At 70.7% G+C, this 19,423-nt stretch carries 15 protein-coding genes; 7 read left to right on the top strand and 8 right to left on the bottom strand.

Annotated elements, in window-relative coordinates:
• Window positions 1–135 precede the first annotated feature (135 nt).
• The 4 genes from KAK06_RS20525 (at window position 136) to KAK06_RS20510 (ending at window position 9,350) form a co-directional block, all read left to right on the top strand.
• Window positions 136–1,686, top strand: a complete 1,551-nt coding sequence (locus KAK06_RS20525) for a UbiD family decarboxylase (protein ID WP_210804039.1) — start codon at window positions 136–138, stop codon at window positions 1,684–1,686.
• 297 nt (window positions 1,687–1,983) lie between these two features.
• A complete protein-coding gene (locus tag KAK06_RS20520) occupies window positions 1,984–5,670 on the top strand; it encodes a DUF748 domain-containing protein (RefSeq protein WP_210804038.1) in 3,687 nt (1,228 codons plus the stop codon).
• A gap of 88 nt (window positions 5,671–5,758) precedes the next feature.
• On the top strand, window positions 5,759–6,289 hold the full coding sequence (gene msrA, locus KAK06_RS20515) for a peptide-methionine (S)-S-oxide reductase MsrA (protein WP_210804037.1): 531 nt from the start codon (window positions 5,759–5,761) through the stop codon (window positions 6,287–6,289).
• A 28-nt stretch (window positions 6,290–6,317) separates the two neighbouring features.
• Window positions 6,318–9,350 (top strand): PAS domain-containing hybrid sensor histidine kinase/response regulator family protein, encoded by a 3,033-nt coding sequence (locus tag KAK06_RS20510; protein ID WP_210804036.1) that lies wholly within the window; start codon window positions 6,318–6,320, stop codon window positions 9,348–9,350.
• Between the two features lies 1 nt (window position 9,351).
• Here the strand turns inward: KAK06_RS20510 and pdxH are convergent, their stop codons facing one another.
• Window positions 9,352–9,987: a pyridoxamine 5'-phosphate oxidase gene (gene pdxH, locus KAK06_RS20505; RefSeq protein WP_210804035.1), complete on the bottom strand. Its 636-nt coding sequence runs from the start codon at window positions 9,985–9,987 to the stop codon at window positions 9,352–9,354.
• 86 nt (window positions 9,988–10,073) lie between these two features.
• Here pdxH and KAK06_RS20500 point away from each other — a divergent pair, with 86 nt between their 5' ends.
• The gene (locus KAK06_RS20500) at window positions 10,074–10,700 is read left to right on the top strand and encodes a nucleotidyltransferase family protein (RefSeq protein ID WP_210804034.1); all 627 of its coding nucleotides are present in this window, start codon (window positions 10,074–10,076) and stop codon (window positions 10,698–10,700) included.
• On the opposite strand, the gene KAK06_RS20495 is transcribed toward KAK06_RS20500, so the two are convergent.
• Window positions 10,692–11,291, bottom strand: coding sequence for a gamma-glutamylcyclotransferase (locus tag KAK06_RS20495; RefSeq protein WP_210804033.1), 600 nt, complete (start codon window positions 11,289–11,291; stop codon window positions 10,692–10,694). The genes KAK06_RS20500 and KAK06_RS20495 overlap by 9 nt on opposite strands.
• 104 nt (window positions 11,292–11,395) lie before the next feature.
• Here KAK06_RS20495 and edd point away from each other — a divergent pair, with 104 nt between their 5' ends.
• Entirely contained in the window at window positions 11,396–13,228 is a 1,833-nt protein-coding gene (gene edd / locus KAK06_RS20490) for a phosphogluconate dehydratase (RefSeq protein ID WP_210804032.1), read from the top strand.
• A 27-nt stretch (window positions 13,229–13,255) separates the two neighbouring features.
• Window positions 13,256–13,876: a bifunctional 4-hydroxy-2-oxoglutarate aldolase/2-dehydro-3-deoxy-phosphogluconate aldolase gene (eda, locus tag KAK06_RS20485; RefSeq protein WP_210804031.1), complete on the top strand. Its 621-nt coding sequence runs from the start codon at window positions 13,256–13,258 to the stop codon at window positions 13,874–13,876.
• A 12-nt stretch (window positions 13,877–13,888) separates the two neighbouring features.
• On the opposite strand, the gene KAK06_RS20480 is transcribed toward eda, so the two are convergent.
• The 6 genes from KAK06_RS20480 to KAK06_RS20455 form a co-directional block, all read right to left on the bottom strand.
• Window positions 13,889–15,520: a methyl-accepting chemotaxis protein gene (locus KAK06_RS20480; RefSeq protein ID WP_210804030.1), complete on the bottom strand. Its 1,632-nt coding sequence runs from the start codon at window positions 15,518–15,520 to the stop codon at window positions 13,889–13,891.
• 112 nt (window positions 15,521–15,632) lie between these two features.
• The gene (locus tag KAK06_RS20475; RefSeq protein ID WP_210804029.1) at window positions 15,633–16,598 is read right to left on the bottom strand and encodes an MBL fold metallo-hydrolase; all 966 of its coding nucleotides are present in this window, start codon (window positions 16,596–16,598) and stop codon (window positions 15,633–15,635) included.
• A gap of 8 nt (window positions 16,599–16,606) precedes the next feature.
• The gene (locus KAK06_RS20470) at window positions 16,607–17,782 is read right to left on the bottom strand and encodes a hypothetical protein (protein ID WP_247653018.1); all 1,176 of its coding nucleotides are present in this window, start codon (window positions 17,780–17,782) and stop codon (window positions 16,607–16,609) included.
• Between the two features lie 123 nt (window positions 17,783–17,905).
• Window positions 17,906–18,328: an ExbD/TolR family protein gene (locus KAK06_RS20465; protein ID WP_210804027.1), complete on the bottom strand. Its 423-nt coding sequence runs from the start codon at window positions 18,326–18,328 to the stop codon at window positions 17,906–17,908.
• Between the two features lie 12 nt (window positions 18,329–18,340).
• Window positions 18,341–18,769 carry an ExbD/TolR family protein gene (locus KAK06_RS20460; RefSeq protein WP_210804026.1) on the bottom strand — a complete coding sequence of 143 codons (429 nt, stop codon included), beginning with the start codon at window positions 18,767–18,769 and terminating at the stop codon, window positions 18,341–18,343.
• 121 nt (window positions 18,770–18,890) lie between these two features.
• The coding region (locus tag KAK06_RS20455) for a MotA/TolQ/ExbB proton channel family protein (RefSeq protein WP_210804025.1) at window positions 18,891–19,423 on the bottom strand (533 nt) is incomplete at its 5' end.

Here is a 19,423-nt window from a genome sequence, read left to right as displayed (position 1 = left end):
ACCAGGCGTCGGGTTCCCTCTAGGCTGTTGTTACATTCAGCAGGGGAAACCCGTATTCGTACGTCGGGGCGGATTGTAGGAAGCGTCAAAATAACTGGTCAAGCATAAGGTCAATCAATTCAATAACTATTGGAAATGAAATACAAGGACCTTCGCGATTTCATGGCCCAGCTCGAGCAGCGCGGCGAACTGCGTCGGGTCGCAGAGCCAGTGCTGGCGCGGCTTGAAATGACAGCGCTCGCCGACCGCGTGCTGCGCGCTGGCGGACCGGCGCTGTTGATCGAGAACACGCCTGGTTACAACATTCCGGTGCTGCTGAACCTGTTTGGCACCCCGCGCCGGGTGGCCTGGGGCCTGGGTGTGGACGAGGTGGGGGCGCTGCGCGATGTGGGCCGCCTGCTGGCCGCGCTGAAGGAGCCCGATCCGCCGCGCTCGCTGCGCGAGGCCGGGCGCCTGTTCGACATGGCCAAGGCGCTGTGGGACATGAAGCCGGCCCGGGTGAGCAAGGGCGTCTGCCAGGAGGTGGTGCTGGAGGCCACCGACGTGGACCTGACCCGATGGCCGGTGCAGACCTGCTGGCCCGGCGACGCCGCGCCGCTGATCACCTGGGGTCTGGTGGTCACCCGAGGCCCGCAGTCGGTGGCGCGGCCGCGCAGCCGCCAGAACCTGGGCATCTACCGGCAACAGGTGATCGGGCGGCGCGAGGTCATCATGCGCTGGCTGGCCCACCGCGGCGGGGCGCTGGATTTTCGCGAGTTCGCCGCCGCCAACCCTGGCCAGCCCTTCCCGATCGCCGTGGTGCTGGGCGCCGATCCGGCCACCACGCTGGGCGCGGTGACGCCGGTGCCCGACAGCCTGGGTGAGTACCAGTTCGCCGGCCTGCTGCGCGGCGGTCGCACCGAACTGGTGGACACCCAGGTGGGCGAGGGCGGCCTGTGGCTGCAGGTGCCGGCGCGCGCCGAGGTGGTCTTCGAGGGCCACATCCCCACCGCCGAGGATGGCTTTGAAGGCGTCAGCGAGCACGGCGTGCCACTGAAGTCGATCAACGGCTACCTGCATGCGCTGGAAGGCCCCTACGGCGACCATACCGGCTACTACAACGAGCAGGACTGGTTCCCGGTGCTGCGCATCGACCGCCTGACCCACCGCCGCGATCCGGTCTACCACAGCACCTACACCGGCAAGCCCCCCGATGAGCCGGCGGTGCTGGGCGTGGCGCTCAACGAGGTCTTCGTGCCGATCCTGCAGAAGCAGTTTCCGGAGATCGTCGACTTCTACCTGCCGCCCGAGGCCTGCAGCTACCGCATGGCGGTGGTCTCGATCCGCAAGGCCTACGCCGGCCACGCCAAGCGCGTGATGTTCGGACTGTGGAGCTTCCTGCGCCAGTTCATGTACACCAAGTTCATCGTCGTGGTCGACGACGACATCGACGTGCGCGACTGGAAGGAGGTGGTCTGGGCCATCACCACCCGCATGGACCCGGTGCGCGACACCACGCTGGTCGACGGCACGCCGATCGACTACCTGGACTTCGCCTCGCCGGTCAGCGGCCTGGGCGGCAAGATGGGGCTGGACGCGACCCACAAATGGCCGGGTGAAACCCAGCGCGAATGGGGCCGGGCGATCACCATGGACGGCGCGGTGCAAGCGCGGATGGACGCGCTCTACCAGCGGCTGTTTTCCTGAGCCTGATCAAGTCCGCGTCAATGACGCGAATACCGCTTGCATCCGCCGCGCGCCGGGCGTAATCTTGCATCGCCGTCCACTGCGATGGCATCCCACCGGGCGCCATTCCGGCGTCCCATGGAGCCCCGGCCCGATTACCGCCGGATCTCCACTGGGCAGTGAAACTGCCCACAGGCCCCCCCGGTCGTCATCGGCTTGGGGGGCTTCGTCGTTTCTGGGGTATCTGCAGCGTGTGGCGGCGGGCACGGCCTGCGCCACGACTCGCGCAGAATCCTCCTTTCACCTGCGCTGTCGCCCATGTCCCTGAACCCGCCACCAACCACCCCGGACCGTCCTGAACGCTGGCAGCAGCCAGCCGTGCGCCGGCTGGCCCGGATCGCCGCCGGCATCGCCATCGTCTGGCTGGTGCTGGTGGTGCTGGCGCTGATGCTGCCCAGCCTGCTGCGCGGCATGGTGGAGCGCGAAGCCAGCCAGGCCCTGGGTCGCGCGGTGCGCATCGAGCGCCTTTCCTTCAATCCGCTCACCCTCAATGCCCAGGTCGAGGGCCTCGCCGTCGCCGGGGAGGCCGCGGACGCGCCGCCGCTGCTGCAGGTGGATCGCGTGTCCGCCAACCTGTCGCTGGCCAGCCTGTGGCAGCGTGCACCGGTGCTGGACGCGCTGCAGATCGAGCGACCCCGCCTGAGCCTGGCGCGCCTGGACGCCAACCGCTACAGCATCGATGACCTGCTCACGCGCTTTGCGCAGCCGTCCGAGCCCGGGGCTGCGCCGCTGCGGGTGGCGCTGTACAACCTGCGCGTGGCCGATGGCGACATCACGCTGGATGACCGGCCTGCGAAGCGGGTGCACCGGCTCACCGCGATCGAGCTGGGCCTGCCGGTGGTGTCGAACCTCGATGAGCATGACGTGGCCATCCTGGTCGAGCCGCGGCTGCGACTGCGCCTGAACGGCACCGAGGTCGACACCGGCGCCCAGGCACGCCCCTTCGCCAAGGAGCGCGCCGGCGAGTTGCGCCTGGACCTGAACGGCCTGAACCTGGCCGACTGGCACGCCTACTGGCCTGAGGCGGTCCCGGTGCACCTGCAGGCGGGCCGCCTGCACACGGCACTGCGCCTGCGCTTCAGCGCGCCGGTCGGTGCCGCGCCCACCGTGAGCCTGCAAGGCCAGCTGGGCATCAGTGAGGCGCAGCTGGTGTCCGCGCGCGGTGAGCCGCTGCTCGCCTGGCAGCAGCTGAACCTGAGTCTGGCCGATGTCAAGCCGCTGCAGCGCCAGGTCCACCTGGCGCGTCTGGCCTGGAGCGGTGCGCGCTGGCAGCTGCGCCGCGAGGCCTCGGGCCGGCTCGCGGGCTGGATGACCGCGCCCACGCCCGGGCGCGCTGCCGCGGCAACGGCGGTGCCGCCGTCGTCGTCCGCGTCGTCGCCGGCATCGCCGGCATCGGTCGGCTGGACTGTGCAGCTGGACGAGCTGCAGTTGACCGACCACGCGCTGAGCTGGCAGGACGCCACCACCCAGCCCGCTGCGCAGCTCGCGGTGCAGGACATCGGACTGAGCGTGCAGCAGCTGCGCTGGCCCGTGGGCGACGCCACGATCCAGGCCGAGGCCACGATGGGACTGCCGACGGCGGCGGCCCCGGCGGCCTCGGCGGCAGGCCAGTTGCGTGCCCAGGCCACGCTGAGCGCCGCGCGCAGCAGCATCCGGCTGCAGGCCAGCGACCTGGGACTGGCGGCCTGGCGGCCCTACCTGGCCGCGCTGCTGCAAGCGCGCCTGGACGGCCGGCTCAGCGCCGAGGCGCAGGCCGACTGGACCGGCCTGCCCGAAGGCCTGCCGACGGCCCTGGGCCTGCAGCGCGCGCGCCTGGACGATCTGCGCCTGACCGACGGCACGCAGCGCCCGCTGGCCTGGACCGCGCTGGAGCTGGGCCCGGTGCAGGTGGATCCGGCGCGCCGCGCCGTGCGCATCGATCGGGTGACCTGGCAGTCGCCGCAGGCGGTGTTGTCCCGCGACGCAGCCGGGCGGCTCAGCGCGCAGGACTGGCTGGTGCCGCAGCCGGCCGCCGCCTCGGGTGAGTCGGCGCCGTGGACGCTGGCGCTGGAGCGGCTCCAGGTGCGCGGCGGCCAGTTGCAGTGGCAGGACGCCGCCACGGGCGGCGACCCCGTTGCCCTGCTGGTCGATGGCGTGGCGCTGCAGCTGGGCCCGCTGCGCTGGCCCGCGGTGGCCGGTGCACCCACATCGGTGACGGGCGAGCTGCGCCTGGCGGCGGCCAACGAACGGCCCCAGCGCGGCGCGGCGCGCGCCGGCCAGTTGCGCTGGGACGGTCGGCTCGCGCTGGTACCGTCGCTGGCCTGGCAGGGCAAGGTCCAGGCACAGCAGTGGCCGGCCCACCTGCTGGCCCCCTATGCCGGGGATGCGCTGCCGGTGACGCTGGCGCGCGCCGCGATCGATTGGCAGGGCAGCGTCGACGCGCAGGTGCAGCCCGCCGGGATGGCGGTGTCGGCGGCCGGCCAGGCGCGCGTGGCCGACCTGCGCCTGCTCGGCGCCCGGGGCAAGCCCTCGGCCGGCGACGAGCTGCTCAGCTGGCGAGAGCTGTCGCTCGACGGTCTGGAGTGGCGCTCGGCACCCGGCCAGGCCCCGCGGCTGGTGCTCACGAAGGTCGGCCTGAGCGACTTCTATGCCTCGCTGGTGGTGACCGAGCAGGGCCACCTGAACCTCAACGACCTGCAGGCCCCGACCGAGGCCACCGAGGCGGGCAGGGCGCCACCGTCCGCGGCGGCGTCGGTCGCAGCTGCCAGCGCGGCAGCCCCCGCGGCGTCGGCCAGCGCGCCTGCGCTGCAGCTGGTGCTGGGCGGCGTCGAGCTGCGCAACGGCCGGGTGGATTTCGCCGACCGCTACATCCGCCCCAACTACAGCGCTGCGATCAGCGAACTGGGCGGCACCATCGGCGCCTACCGTTGGGACGCCGAGGATCTGGCCAGCGTCGAGCTGGCCGGCCGCGTGGCCGGCACTGGGCAGCTCGATATCCGCGGCAAGCTCAAGCCCACCGCGCAACCGCTGGTGCTGGACATCCGCGCCCGTGCCACCGACCTGGAGCTGACCCCCTTGTCGCCCTACGCTGCCAAGTACGCCGGCTACGCGATCGAGCGCGGCAAGCTGTCGATGGACTTGCGCTACCAGATCCAGCCCGACGGACGGCTGGAGGCGCGCAACCAGATCGTGCTCAACCAGCTGACCTTTGGCGACAAGGTCGACAGCCCCGATGCCACGCGTCTGCCAGTGCTGCTGGCCGTGGCCCTGCTGAAAGACCGCAATGGCGTGATCGACCTGGACCTGCCGATCGGCGGCTCGATCAACGACCCCGAGTTCAGCGTGGGCGGTCTGGTGCTCAAGCTGATCCTGAACCTGCTGACCAAGGCGCTGACCGCGCCGTTCGCGCTGCTGTCGGGCGGCGGTGGCGCAGAGGACCTGGGTCAGGTGGCCTTCGAGCCCGGCACCGCCCGCCTGGCGCCGCCGGCCGACGAGGCACTGGCCAAGGTGGCCCGCTCGCTGGCTGAACGGCCGGCGCTGCAGCTCACCATCACCGGCGTGGCTGATCCGCTGCGCGAGCGCACTGCGCTGCAGGCCGCCGCGCTGGAGCAGCGCCTGCGCAGCGTGGCGCGCAGCGACGACAGTGAGACCCAGCCCTGGGACGCCGCCCGCCGCGAAGCCGCGCTGCGCCGCCTCTACGCCGACACCCCGCTGCCCAACAAGCCGCGCAACCTGTTGGGTCTGGCCACCACACCGGAGCCGGCGCAGATGGAGTCGCTGCTGCTGAGTGCCATGCCGGCCGACGAGGCCGCAGCGCGCGCGCTGGCCACCCGGCGCGCTGAGGCCGCGCGCGACGCCCTGCGTGCCCGCGGCCTGCCCAACGAGCGCCTGTTCCTGGCGGCACCGCGGCTGTCGGGCCAGGACGGCCCGCCCGCGGGGGCCAGCCTGCAGATCGACATGCGCTGACGCCTGCCCGGGGTGGTGTCATCCGCGCCCTGCGCGCGGCGGGGCACGCACGCATAATCGGGCCATGTCGGGCCAAGGCGAAAACAGCATGCGGACGTGCACGATCACGCTCGCCGGGGGGTGCTTCTGGTGCCTGGAGGCGGTCTACCTGCGCGTGGCCGGCGTCACGGCGGTTCAGTCGGGCTATGCCAACGGCCACGTCATGCAGCCCAGCTACGAGCTGGTCTGCCGCGGTGACACCGGCCATGCCGAGGTGGTGCAGCTGCAGTACGACCCTGCGCAGGTCGATTTGCGCGCGCTGCTGGAAGTGTTCTTCGTCATTCACGACCCCACCACGCTAGACCGGCAGGGCAACGACGTCGGCCCGCAGTACCGCTCCGGCATCTACTGGAGCGATCCGGCCGACGAGCCCGTGGTGCGCGCCGTCACCGCCGAAGCCGATGCACAGCTGGGCGGCGGCGTGGTCACCGAGCTGGCGCCGCTGAGCCGCTTCTGGCCGGCCGAGCCCGAGCACGACCGCTACTTTGAGCGCCACCCCTGGCAGGGCTACTGTGCCTATGTCGTGGGGCCGAAAGTGGCCAAGTTCCAGCAGCGCTTCGCCTCGCTGGTGCGACGCTGAAACGCGGCTGATTCCGCCCGAGGCCGCGATGTCCGCCACCCCGCCAGCGCCAGCGGCTCCGGGCGATGACGCCGTGGCGCTGTGGTGGTACGAGGTGCCCATGCCCTGTTGGCGCCTGGGCCCGACGGGCTGGCTGCCCAACCGCGCCGCGCAGCGCTGGCTCAGCGAACAGGCCCCTCCCGAGGACGATTGGGCGCATGTCCTGGAGGCCTTGAGCGCAGCACCGCCGCAGCAGCCCTGTGTGCTGGGTCTGCGGCACCCGTCGATGGCCTTGCATTTCATGCCGCAGTCCCTGGGTGCGCACAGCTGCTGGTGGCTGCAGCGCACCGAGCTGGGCTCGGGCGACCTGGTCAGCGTGACGGAGTTGCTCGAACTGCTGCGCGGCCACGGTCCGGTGGGCAGCCTGGTGCGCGATCTGGACAGCGGCATCGGCCAGTGGGATGGCGAGGTCTTCGAGATGCTGGGCGTGCCGCCGTCGCAGGGCACCCCACATTTTTCGCAGGCGCTGGCCATGGTGCACGAGGCTGACCGCGCCGCCTTCCTCCAACGCCACGAGGTCCTGTCGGCCGAACCTGGCCGCTACAGCCTGCACTTTCGCATCCGCCGCCCTGATGGCCAGATCCGCCATCTGCTGTCGCTGACCGAGGTGCTGGCAGCGCGCGGCGGGCATGGCCCGCGGCTGGTCAGCCTGCTCTTTGACGAGACCGACAGCGTGGTGCGCCACCAGGCCGAGCGCGAGGCCAGCGACGACCTGTCCTCGGTGCTGGCCATGGCCGGTGTCTCGGTCTGGCGCGTCGACGTGGCCAGCCAGACCGTGACCTTCAACGACTCCGGCTACCGGATGATGGGCCTGGTACCGCGCGAGGAGCCGATGCCGCTGGCCGAGGTGCGGGCCCTGGTGCATCCGGAGGACCTGCCGCGCGTGGTGGAGGCCGCGGCCGAGGCCAGCCGCAGCGATGCGGTGGTCGACGTCATGGCCCGCTACCGCGACGGCCAGGGCGGCTGGCGGCGCCTGCTGACGCGCCGGGTGGCGCGCCGCGATGCCGATGGCGTGGTGCGCACGTTGCTGGGCGTGTCGCTGGACCTGAGCGAGCTCAGCCAGGAACGCGACCGTGCGCTGGCCCTGATGGACCGCATGCGCCTGGTGACCGATGCGATTGGCGTGGGCTTCTGGTGGCGCGACCTGGATGCCGGCCTGCTGGAGTGGGACGAGCGCATGTACCGCCTGCACCACCGCGATCCATCGGAGGGCAGCCCCTCGCTGGACGAATTCCTTGAGCGCCATGTGCACCCGATCGACCGGCCGATGCTGGTGGCTCGCCAGCAGCGCCACATCGATGAATGGCCGGCCACCTCGGAAGTCACCTTCCGCATCCTCACGCCCGAGGGGCAGACGCGCTGGATCCAGTCCTGGACCCAGCGCCACTGGCGCGACGGCCACCGCCTGTCCTTCGGGCTGCACATCGACGTCACCGCGCAGCGCGAGGCGCAGTGGCAGGCCGAGCGCGAGCGCGAGCGAGACCGCTTTGCGATCGAGGCGGCCGGCATCGGGGTCTGGGAGGTGCCGCTCGACGGCCGCCAGGCGCGCTGGAGCCCGTCGATGTACGCGCTCTTCGGACGCCCGGCCACCGAAACCCTGTCACCGCTGCGTGTGATGGCCGAGGCGCTGGACCGCGGTGCCCTGGCCGAAACGCGCGATGCCCTGCGGCGCTGCCGCCTGCATGGCCGGGACTTCCGGGTCGAGCATGCGGTGCAATGGCCCGATGGCAGCCAGCGCTGGCTCTTGTCCTTTGGCCGCCTGCAGTGTGACAGCGCTGGCCAAGCGATGGCGGTGACGGGCGTGGCGATCGACATCACTGGACGCCGCCGCACCGAGGAGCTCGCGCGCGAGCGCGACCGCGCCGAGCAGGCCAGCCTGGCCAAGTCGGCGCTGATGGCGCGCGTCAGCCACGAACTGCGCACACCGATGAACGCGGTGCTGGGCTTTGCCGAGCTGATGGCGCTGGATGAACTCAGCGCCACCCAGCAGGAGCGCCTGCGCTGTATCCGGGCCGCAGGCGGCCACCTGATGGAGCTGATCGACGATCTGCTGTCGCTGTCGCGCGCCGACGCCGCTGTGGCCAGCCGGGCCACCCAGCCCGTTCCTGTCAGCGAGGTGCTGGCCGATGTCTGCCAATGGGTTGATGCGCTGGCCCTGGCCCATGGCGTGCAGGTCGAGGCGCGCCAGGCCATGAACACCCCGGCCTGGGTCATGGCCGACCGGCGGCGCCTGGGCCAGGTGCTGACCAACCTGCTGACCAATGCGATCAAGTACAACCGGTCGGGGGGGCAGGTCTGGATCGAGCTGAGCGGCACCGACCTGGACGGCAAGCCGGCCTGGTCCCTGGCGGTGCGCGACAACGGCCGCGGCCTCAGCCCCGAGCAGCAGGTGCATCTGTTCGAGCCCTTCAACCGCCTGGGGGCCGAGCGGGAGGGTATTCCCGGCAGCGGCATCGGGCTGTCCATCGTGCGGCAGCTGATCACCGACATGGGGGGACGCCTGGAGGTCAGCAGCCGGGCGGGGCAGGGCTCGGTGTTCCGTGTCGATCTGCTGGCGGCGGTGGCCCCGGAGCGGCAGGCCGTCGCGCCGTCCCGCCAGGGCAGTGCCGCCCCGCAGGGCCCGTTGCCGGCCTCAGCCGAGGCACCGATCGAGGTGCTCTATGTGGAGGACAACGCCGTCAACGAGATGCTCGTCAGTCAGGCGCTCAGCCTGCGGCCGCGCTTTCGGCTGCGCACGGCAGGCGATGGGGCCCAGGGCCTGGCGCTGGCCGCACAGCATGCGCCGCGCATCGTGCTGCTGGACATGCAACTGCCGGACTGCCATGGCCTGGAGCTGCTGCAGCGCCTGCGCCAGCTGCCGGCGCTGACGGGATCGCGCTTTGTTGCGCTCTCGGCCAACGCCATGCCCGATGACATGCGGGCCGCGCTGGAGGCCGGCTTTCACCACTACTGGACCAAGCCCCTGGACGTGATGCGCTTCCTGGACGACATGGATGCCCAGGCGGCGCAGCTGGCGCCTTGAATCAGGGCGCCAGGCGTTCGCGCAGCCAGCGGCCGTCGACCAGCCGATAGCGCAGGCGGTCATGCAGGCGCGACACCCGCCCCTGCCAGAACTCCCAGCGCTCGGGCTTCAGGCGGTAGCCGCCCCAATGCGGCGGCCGTGGCGGATGCAGGCCATGGCGCGCCGCGGCCTTGGCGGCATTGGCCACCAACACCGCGCGCGAGGCGATCACCTGGCTTTGGGGCGATGCCCAGGCCCCCAGGCGCGAGTCCAGCGGTCGCGACTGGAAGTAGGCGTCGGATTCCTCGTCCGAGACCTTCTCGACCGTGCCCTCGACGCGCACCACGCGCTCCATCGCCACCCAGTGGAACTGCAACGCAGCCACCGGGTGCGCGGCCAGTTCCTGACCCTTGCGGCTGTCGTAGTTGGTGTACCAGACCAGGCCGCGCGCATCCACACCCTTGATCAGCACGATGCGGGTGGATGGTCGGCCGTCGGCACCCACGGTGGCCAGCGTCATGGCGTTGGGCTCGGGCACGCCGGCGTCGATGGCCTCCTGCAGCCAGGTCTCGAACTGCGGCAGCGGGTCGTCGGCGGCCAGGGCTTCTTCCAGCTCGGCGCGTTCATAGCTCTTGCGCAGATCGGCAATGTCTTTCATAGGATCAGTGTAGTACCTAGGTGCAAGGCCTTAGGTGATCGTCCCAGCTTTGCGCACCCGGTCGCTGGCGCGATGCTCAGCCCGTCATGACCAAGCTTCCTGTCATCCTGGTACTGGCGGCTGGCCTGGGCTCGCGCTACCACGGACCGCGCCACAAGCTGGCTGAGCCCCTGGGCGACGGCAGCGTGCTGGCCATGACCGTGCGCCACGCGATCGCCAGCGGCTTGCCGGTGGTGGTGGTCACCACGCCGGCGCTGGCCGAGGACGTGGCCCCGCTGGTCGCACGCCGTGACCTGGTGGTGCTGGGCGGGCCGGGCGGCCAGGCGCGCGGCGGCATGGGTGATTCCATCGCTGCGGGCGTCGGGGCCAGGGCCTCGGCACCGGGCTGGCTGGTGCTGCCGGGCGACATGCCGCTGGTGCAGCCGCGCACCTTGCAGAAGGTGGCCGCCGCGCTGGTGAGCCAGCCGATCGCCTATGCGCAGCACCGTGGGCGCCGTGGTCACCCGGTGGGTTTTGGCGGCGAGCTGTACTCTGAACTGGTGCGCCTGCAGGGCGATGAGGGGGCTCGTCGTTTGCTGGTGCGCTACCCCACCCAGGGCATCGAGGTCGACGACCCGGGCGTGCTGGTCGACTTGGACACCGAGTCCGACCTGGCCGCGCTGCGCGCCCAGCTGTCGGGCCGCGGCGAGGACGCGCTGGCGTCGTCAGAGTAAGCCGTGCTGGCGGGCCAGGCGGACCTGTGAGGCCAGGTGCCGGTCGGTGATCCCGCAGCGGCGCAGTGCCTCCTCGGTCTGCACCAGGTAGTCCAGCGTGCGCCCATAGCGGCCCTGGGCGTGGCGCAGGATGTGCAGCAGCTCCTGATCGGCCAGCGCACCCACATGGGCCGGGCTGTGCCGGTCCAAGGTGAAGGCCAGCGCGCGCAGCGGCCCCTGCGGTGTGTGGCAGCGCAGCCAGCGTGGCGTGTAGGTGCCGGTGGGCATCTCGCGCAGCCACAGTTGGCGCAGCGTGGCCTCGGCGGACTCGTCCGGCAGCCGCAGCGCCAGGCCGCGGCAACTGCCGCCGCGCACCAGGGCCAGCACCAGGCCGGGCTGTTCCGGTGTGCCGCGGTTGATGCGCGAGCGCATGCGCAGGCAGCGATGCCAACCCATCACCTGCGCGGGATGCTGCTCAACGGCGTCGAAGTCGGGCTTCCAGATCAGCGAGCCATAGGCGAACAGCCACAGCGGTCCCTGGCCGCCCCACTCGTGCAGCGTGCGGGCCAGCAGCGGCGCGGGGTCGCGGGAATCGGGCAGGGCCGGGTGCATGCGCCCATTGTGGGTGTGTTGGCGGGGGTTTGACCATGTAACCAAGTTACCTGATAATTGAAGGCATGGTTACAGACTCGTCAGACGCTTCCAAGGGCCCCCGGATGAACCCGCCAAGCACCGCGCTCCACCCCGTTGTCCAGGCCGTGACCGAGCGCATCCGCCAGCGCAGCCAGGACAGCCGCCGCAGCTACCTGGAGGGGCTTGAGCAGTTGCGCCAGCGCACGCGCGGCGCCGACCGCATGGGTTGCGCCAACGTGGCCCACGCCTTTGCCGCCATGCCGGGCGACCAGCGCCTGCGCGTGGTGGCTGAGCGGGCGCCGCACCTGGGCATCGTCACCGCCTACAACGACATGCTGTCGGCCCACCAGCCCTATGAAGGCTATCCGGCCCTGATCCGCGAGACCGCGCTGAGCCTGGGCGCCACCGCCCAGGTGGCGGGCGGCGTGCCGGCGATGTGCGATGGCGTGACGCAGGGCTTCGAGGGCATGGAGATGAGTCTGTTCTCGCGTGACACCATCGCCATGGCCACCGCGATCGCACTCAGCCATGACGTCTACGACGGCGTGCTGATGCTGGGCATCTGCGACAAGATCGTGCCCGGCCTGCTGATCGGCGCGCTGCATTTCGGGCACCTGCCCTGCGTCTTCGTGCCGGCCGGGCCGATGGGCTCGGGCCTGTCCAACAGCGACAAGGCCAAGGTGCGCGAGCAGGCCGCCCAGGGCCTGGTGGGCCGCGATGAACTGATGGCCGCCGAGCAGGCCGCGTACCACAGCCCCGGCACCTGCACCTTCTACGGCACCGCCAACTCCAACCAGATGCTGCTGCAGGCCATGGGCCTGCACCTGCCCGGCGCGGCCTTCGTGCCGCCCGGGACGCCGCTGCGCGAGGCGCTCACCCGCGCGGCGGTGGGCACGGTGCTCGACCTTCGCAAGGACCGCCGCGACCTGCCGATCGGCTTGCAGGTGGATGAGCGTTGCATCGTCAACGCCATGGTCGCGCTGCTGGCCACGGGCGGCTCGACCAACCACCTGATCCACTGGGTGGCGGTGGCGCGGGCGGCGGGCATCCTGATCGACTGGGGCGACTTCTCCGAGCTGTCTGGCGTGGTGCCGCTGCTGGCGCGCGTCTACCCCAACGGCAGTGCCGACGTGAACCAGTTCGAGGCCGCGGGCGGCCCGGGCTTGGTGATCCGCGAGCTGATCGACGCCGGCCTGATGCACGACACCCCGGCGGTGCACGAGGGTGGCCTGCGCGCCCAGGCCCAGCGGCCGCTGCTCAGCGGCGCGGCGCTGGCCTACGCGCCCACGGCAGCCGCCAGTGGCGACGAATCTGTGCTGCGCGGCGCTGCGGCGCCGTTCTCGCCCACCGGCGGCCTGAAGCTGTTGACCGGCAACCTGGGCCGTGCGGTGATCAAGGTCTCGGCCGTTCCCGAGGACCGCCATGTGATCGAGGCGCCCGCGCGCGTCTTCGACAGCCAGGACGGCCTGCAGGCCGCCTTCAAGGCCGGTGAGCTGGACCGCGACGTGATTGCCGTGGTGCGCTTCCAGGGCCCGCAGGCCAATGGCATGCCTGAGCTGCACAAGCTGACGCCGCCGCTGGCGGTGCTGCAGGGCAAGGGCTTCCGCGTGGCACTGGTCACCGACGGCCGCATGAGCGGCGCCTCGGGCAAGGTGCCGGCAGCCATCCATGTCAGCCCTGAGGCCCTGGCCGGCGGCCCCTTGGCCAAGCTGCGCGATGGCGACCTGCTGCGCCTGGACGCTGTGGCCGGCACGCTCGAGGCCCTGGTGGACGCTGCCGATTGGGCCGCGCGCGAGCCCGCGCAGCGCGATCCGGCACGCGCCGCCGCCCATGGCCGTGGTCTGGGCCGCGAGCTGTTTGCCGGCATGCGCCGCGGCGTGGTCAGCGCCGAGCAGGGCGCCTGCACCTGGTTGTGAACCCCGAACCCCTTGTCTCGATCCGCCATGAACACCCTTGAACTGGTCGACCACGGCCCCGTCATCCCCGTCATCGTCATTGACCGCCTGGCCGATGCCGTGCCCCTGGCCGAGGCCCTGGTGGCCGGCGGCGTGCGGGTGCTGGAGGTGACGCTGCGCACGCCGGTGGCGCTGCAAGCGATCCGCGCGATGAGCGCCGTGCCCGGCGCGATCGTCGGCGCCGGCACGCTGCGCCAGGCAGCCGACGCCCGGGCGGCGCACGAGGCCGGTGCGGTCTTCGGCGTCAGCCCGGGCTACACCGCCGAACTGGGCGCGGCCTGCCGCGAGATCGGCCTGCCGCTGCTGCCCGGCGTGGCCACCGCCAGCGAGGTGATGGCGGCACAGGCCGATGGCCTGTCTTTCCTGAAGTTCTTTCCGGCCACGGCGGCGGGGGGCATCCCGATGCTCAAGGCGCTGGCTGGCCCATTCGCCGATGTGGTGTTCTGCCCCACCGGCGGCATCAGCCTGGCCACCGCGCCTGATTTTCTGGCGCTGCCCAACGTCAAGGTCTGTGGCGGCTCGTGGCTGACCCCGGCCGACGCGGTGCGCAATGGGGACTGGGCCCGCATCACGCAGCTGGCGCGCGAGGCCTCGGCGCTGGCGCGCTGAGCCGCTGCGCGCTCAGGCGTTCGCCTTGGCGGCCTGGCGCAGCGCCACGGCGTCGGGTGCGGCGTGGTGATCGCCTTGATGCAGGCGGAACACCGACACGGCATCGGCCACGGCCAGGGCCTGTGACTCCAGCTGCATGGCCGCTGCCGCCACCTGTTCCACCAGCGCGGCGTTCTTCTGGGTGATCTCGTCCAGGCTGGAGACCGCGGCGGTCACTTCGGAGATGTCCTGCAGCTGGCGGTCGGCGCCCTGGCTGATCTCGTCGATCAGCTGGCTGACCTGGCGCACCGAGTTCATCGCATGGCCCATCGTGCCGCCGGCCGCCTCGGTGAGCTGGTTGCCGGTGGCCACGCGGTGGCTGGAGTCGTCGATGATGTGCTTGACCTCGCGCGCCGCTGCCGAGCTGCGCTGTGCCAGTGCGCGCACCTCGCCCGCCACGACCGCAAACCCGCGGCCCTGGGCGCCGGCGCGTGCGGCCTCGACCGCGGCGTTCAGGGCCAGCAGGTTGGTCTGGAAGGCGATGCCTTCGATGACGCCGATGATCTCGTCGATGCGGCCCGACGAATCGCGGATGCCATGCATCGTGGCGGTCACCTGTTGCACCGCGTCGGCGCCTTCCAGCGTCACGGCGTTGGCCTGCTGGGCGCATTGCGCGGCCTGGCGGGCCGTGTCGGCGTTGTGGCGCACGGTGCCGGTGATGGCTTCCATCGACGATGCCGTGCGCTGCAGGTTCGCCGCCTGGCTTTCGGTGCGCTGCGACAGGTCCTGGTTGCCCACGGCGATCTCGCGTGCCGCGGCGCGCATGCGGTCGACCTCGGCGCGGGCATCGGCCACGATCGAGCGCAGATTCACATTCAGCTGGTTCAACGCCCGGATGAATTGGCCCACCAGGTCATCGCGGTCACTGGCCAGCACCTGAGTCATGTCACCGGCGGCCATGCGGTTGGCGGTGCGCAGCAGGGACAGCATCGGCCGCGTGGTCAGTCGGTTGAGCCACCAGCCCCCACCAAAGGTGGCCAGGGCGCCGACGGCGACGACGGCCGCGGCCAGCGCTTGTCCATCCAGTGCGCGGGCGAGTCCCGTGCCGGCGAGCACGCCGGCCAGACCGATGGCGCCAACGCTCAGGCTCACGCGCTGTCCCAGGCCCAGCTGCAGGGCTTGCGCCAGCCGGCCTCGCCAGTCGGCGCGCAGCACGCGGCCGGCCTTCAGCACATGCAGCAACCGTCCCGCCTGGGCTTCCGCACGCATCGTGGCGTACAGCGCCTCGCAGGCGGCCACCTGCTCACGCGTGGGCACGCCGCGCACTGACAAGTAGCCCACTGGTTGGCCGTCCTCGACGATCGGCGTCACATTCGCCTGGACCCAGTAATGGCGGCCGTCCTTGCGGCGGTTCTTGACCACGCCGGTCCAGGGACGGCCAGCGGCGATCGTCGCCCACAGGTCGCGAAAGCCCTCGGCGGGCATGTCCGGGTGGCGGATCAGGTTGTGGGGCTGGCCCATCAACTCATCGCGGGTGTAGCCGCTGACCTCGATGAAGGCGGCGTTGCAGTAGGTGATGCGCCCCTTGAGGTCGGTGGTGGACACCAGGCTGGCGCCGGGCGGCAGCAGGTATTCCTCCGGGATCACCGGCAGGTTCAGACGCATGGCGGGCTCGTGGACAGCATGGGCGGGCCCTGGGCAGGCAGGGGGTGGTCTTGCCCGGAAGCTTAGGCCTGTGCCGGGTGCCCGGCCCGTCGAACAACGGGCCTGAGAGCCGTCAATTCGCGGTCTGACTGGCGCTGCGGTCCAGCCAGATGGCCAGGCCCTGGGCGTTGAGCTCGATGTCGATGGCCAGCGCCTCGGCCACCTGGGCCGGGTCCAACTGGCAGCCGTGTCGCGCCAGAGCGTCGACATACAGCCGCAACAGCCCGGCGCGCAACTGCCCGTGCCGCTCCGGGCCGGGCGCCACCGACCGGCCCAGCGCCACCATGTCGGTCAGCTGCGCCAGCAGGCTGTCGGCCAGCCGCTGGACATCGCCCAGGCGTCCGTAGTGGGTCAGGTAGACGCAGTCTGGCTGGCGCGCCCGCAGGCGCTGGATGGTGGCGGCCAGCGGCTCGGGTTCGAACTGCACCGGCGTGCTGGTGGGCAGGATCCAGGCGCGACCGTCGACGTCAAACTCGCGGTACGACAGGCCGAAGGTATCGCCTGTGAACCAGCCGCGGCTCACCGGGTCCCAGATCGCGTGGTGGTGGCGGGCATGGCCCGGGGTGTCGACCAGCTCCAACTGCCGGCCGCCCAGCCGGACCTGCAGGCCATCGTGGCTGCTGTCCACGCGCTCGGCGGGCACGGCCACCAACTGGCCATAGGAGCGGTCCATCTCGGCCTGGCCATAGACCGCCAGCGCACCCTGGTACAGCGCACCGGGATCGATCAGATGGCGCGCACCGCGCGGGTGCACCAGCACGCGGGCCTGGGGCAGGTGCTGCATCAGCGGTCCCACGCCGCCGGCGTGGTCCAGATGGACATGGGTGGGAATCACCCAGTCCACCGCGTCAGGCGCCAGGCCCAAGGCATCCAGCGCACCCAGCAGGCGGGGCAGGGCGCGGCCGGTGCCGGTGTCGATGAAGGCCGCGCGGCCCTGGTCAACCACCAGATAGGCAGCGTCGAAATGGTCGCGCTGAAAGGCGGTGTCGATCAGGTGGACGCCGCTGCCCAGCGGCACCAGCCAGGGCGGCAGCGTCACGGCGTCGCTCAGGACTGGCCGGCCAGGATGGCGTAGAGGCGGGCGATGTCGGCCACACCGTCGGTGCCCTGGACGCTGCGCAGCGTCTGCTGGGCCTTGCTCTTGTTCTTGCTCAGCATCATGGCGCGGCCCAGGCGCAGCTTGGCGTCTTCAGGCCGCTTCAGGCTGCCCTTGGCCATGCCCTGCTCAATCAGGCTGATGCCCTTGTCGGGCTGCCCGGCAGCGGCCAGCACGCTGCCCAGCTGCACCAGTGCGTTGCCATCCTTGGCGGCGGTGGCTTCAGCGATGTCCTTGTCACGGCTGGCCGCGGTTTCGGCCTCTTGCTTGACCGCCAGGTCGCGCAGGCGCTTGTGGCGCTCGGCCTCGGCGCCGGTGCCCAAGGCGCCGGCCGCAAAACCCTTCTCGACGATCTGCTTGGCCTCGGTGGCGTAGCCGGCCTGCAGGGCCAGCTGGGCCATCTCCATGTATTCCTCGGTCTTGGTGAGGTTGCCGGTGGCCAGGCGCAGGCGCATCAGGTCGAGCGAGAAACGGTCGGAGAAGCCCGACTTGCGCGGCAGGCGGCCCAGCGTGGCGGCCCAGTAGTCCTTCTTCGGGTAGTAGGCGACCAGCTTTTCCAGCGTGGCAAACTGGCCCGACGCATTGTTGGTGCGCTGCTGGGCGTCGGCCAGGCGCAGCAGATCGCCTTCTTCCGGACGGCGGCCAGCCTGTTCGGCGGCCGAGATCGCGCCCTGGGCATCCTTGGCGATCGCGTTGTAGTCGCCGCTGGCCCCTTGCAGATAGGCTTGCAGCTGCTTGAGCTGCTGGCTCTGGCTGCCCAGCGACAAGGCCTTCTGCACCCACTGCGAGGCGCGCGCGTTGTCCTTGAGCTGCGAGTACGCAAAGGCCAGGGACTCGGCCATCTGGATCTGCTCGCCGCCCGACAGCTTGCCCGAATTGAAGGCCGACTCAAAGGCCTGCGCCGCCGTGGCGTTGTCACCCGCACGCTGGGCCGCTGCGCCGCGCATGCGGTCAATCATCAGCTGTTCCTGGGCGCTCTTGCCGCCCACGGCGTCGGCCTCGCGGACCTTGGCCAGGGCCTCCTTGGCCTTGCCGGCACGCAGCAGTTCACTGGCCGCCTGCAGCGGCTTGCCCACCTCGGGACGCAGGCTTTGGGCCTGGACGGCAGACAGGCAGCCGGCAGTCAACAGGGCAAGGGTGAGAGCGCGCAGGGAGGTCATAGCGTGTCGAAAAGGTGGCAGTGGGGTTCCAACGTGACAAGGGACCGGTCCGTTGTCCGGCCGATCCCCTGCACAGGCGAGGCCGAGGCCTCAGTTCATGAATTGCTCGTTGCCGACGATGCCGATCTTGGTGACGCCCAGGCGCTGCGCCTCGGCCATCACCATCGCGACATGCTTGTAGGTCACCAGCTTGTTGGGGCGCAGGTGCACCTCGGGCTGGTCGGGCAGCTGGGCGATGCGGTAGAGCTTGGCCTGCAGCTCGCCGCGACCCGGCACCGTCTCGCCGTTCCAGGTGATCGTGCCGTCAAAGTCCACGTCGATGCGGATGATCTCCGGCGGCGTGGGCGGCGGCGCGCTCTGGTTGTTGACCGGCATGTTCATCTTCACCGCGTGCGTCTGCACCGGGATGGTGATGATGAACATGATCAGCAGCACCAGCATCACGTCAATCAGCGGCGTGGTGTTCATCTCCACCATCATGTCGTCATCGGACGACCCAACGCTCATGGCCATGGCCAGTTCTCCTTATTGGTTGGGCGGCGGCTCGGTGACGAAGGCCACCTTGGCGATGCCGGCGCGCTGGCAGGCCACGATCACTTTGCCCACGGATTCGTAGCGCACGTTCTCGTCGCCGCGGATGTGGACCTCGGGCTGCGGATCCTTGACCGACTCCTTTTTCAGCGCCTCGACCAGCGCCTCGTTGTCGGGCATCAGCTTGGTGTTCCAGTAGACGTCGCCGTCCTTGGACACGCCCAGCAGGATGTTCTCCGGCTTGGTCACCGTCACCACGTTGCGCTCCTTGGGCAGCGACAACTGGATCGACTGGGTGATCGCCGGAATCGTGATCAGGAAAATGATCAGCAGCACCAGCATCACGTCCACCAGCGGCGTGGTGTTGATGCTGGAGTTCATCTGCTCTTCGCCGTCTTCGGCGGAGCCTACGCTCATGGCCATGGCAAGATCCTTTGCACAGCAGTTCAGGGTGGCGACGGGAAGGATTTCCCGCCGGGCCGCCCCAAGGGAAATCGCTCCCCTCGGGGGGCGACCTCGCCCTCAGGGCGAGGTCTTGGGGCCCTTACTTCTTGCCGGCCAGCAGCACGTTGTGCAGGTCGCCCGAGAAGGCGCGGACCTTCTCCATGACGCTCTTGTTGCGGCGGATCAGCCAGTTGTAGCCCATCACCGCGGGCACCGCCACGGCCAGGCCGAAGGCGGTCATGATCAGCGCCTCGCCCACCGGGCCGGCGACCTTGTCGATCGAGGCCTGGCCGGCGATGCCGATGGCGGTCAGCGCGTGGTAGATGCCCCAGACAGTACCGAACAGACCCACGAACGGGGCGGTGGAGCCCACCGTGGCCAGGAAGGCCAGGCCATCCTGCAGGCGGCTGTTGATGTTGTCGCTGGCGCGCTGCACGCTCATGCCGATCCAGGTGTTCAGGTCGATGTTCTCGACCAGCGTGCCCTCGTGGTGTTCACTGGCCTTCAGGCCCTGCTCGGCGATGTAGCGGAAGGCGGTGCCTTCGGCCAGGGTTTCAGCGCCCTTGCGGATCGAGCCGGCCTTCCAGAAGGTGTCGGCGGCGGCCTGGGCGCTCTTGAGCATCTTGTGCTGCT

The organism is Ideonella aquatica (assembly GCF_018069755.1).
Taxonomy (GTDB): Bacteria; Pseudomonadota; Gammaproteobacteria; order Burkholderiales; family Burkholderiaceae_C; genus Ideonella; species Ideonella aquatica.
This window is presented reverse-complemented; position numbering and strand designations above follow the sequence as displayed.

Coding starts and splice junctions, on each gene's coding strand:
- KAK06_RS20495 (WP_210804033.1), bottom strand. CDS start 11,291: ATGCACCCGGCCCTGCCCGATTCCCGCGACCCCGCGCCGCTGCTGGCC.
- KAK06_RS20465 (WP_210804027.1), bottom strand. CDS start 18,328: ATGGCCATGAGCGTTGGGTCGTCCGATGACGACATGATGGTGGAGATG.
- KAK06_RS20510 (WP_210804036.1), top strand. CDS start 6,318: ATGTCCGCCACCCCGCCAGCGCCAGCGGCTCCGGGCGATGACGCCGTG.
- pdxH (WP_210804035.1), bottom strand. CDS start 9,987: ATGAAAGACATTGCCGATCTGCGCAAGAGCTATGAACGCGCCGAGCTG.
- KAK06_RS20525 (WP_210804039.1), top strand. CDS start 136: ATGAAATACAAGGACCTTCGCGATTTCATGGCCCAGCTCGAGCAGCGC.
- KAK06_RS20520 (WP_210804038.1), top strand. CDS start 1,984: ATGTCCCTGAACCCGCCACCAACCACCCCGGACCGTCCTGAACGCTGG.
- KAK06_RS20460 (WP_210804026.1), bottom strand. CDS start 18,769: ATGGCCATGAGCGTAGGCTCCGCCGAAGACGGCGAAGAGCAGATGAAC.
- edd (WP_210804032.1), top strand. CDS start 11,396: ATGAACCCGCCAAGCACCGCGCTCCACCCCGTTGTCCAGGCCGTGACC.
- KAK06_RS20500 (WP_210804034.1), top strand. CDS start 10,074: ATGACCAAGCTTCCTGTCATCCTGGTACTGGCGGCTGGCCTGGGCTCG.
- eda (WP_210804031.1), top strand. CDS start 13,256: ATGAACACCCTTGAACTGGTCGACCACGGCCCCGTCATCCCCGTCATC.
- KAK06_RS20480 (WP_210804030.1), bottom strand. CDS start 15,520: ATGCGTCTGAACCTGCCGGTGATCCCGGAGGAATACCTGCTGCCGCCC.
- msrA (WP_210804037.1), top strand. CDS start 5,759: ATGCGGACGTGCACGATCACGCTCGCCGGGGGGTGCTTCTGGTGCCTG.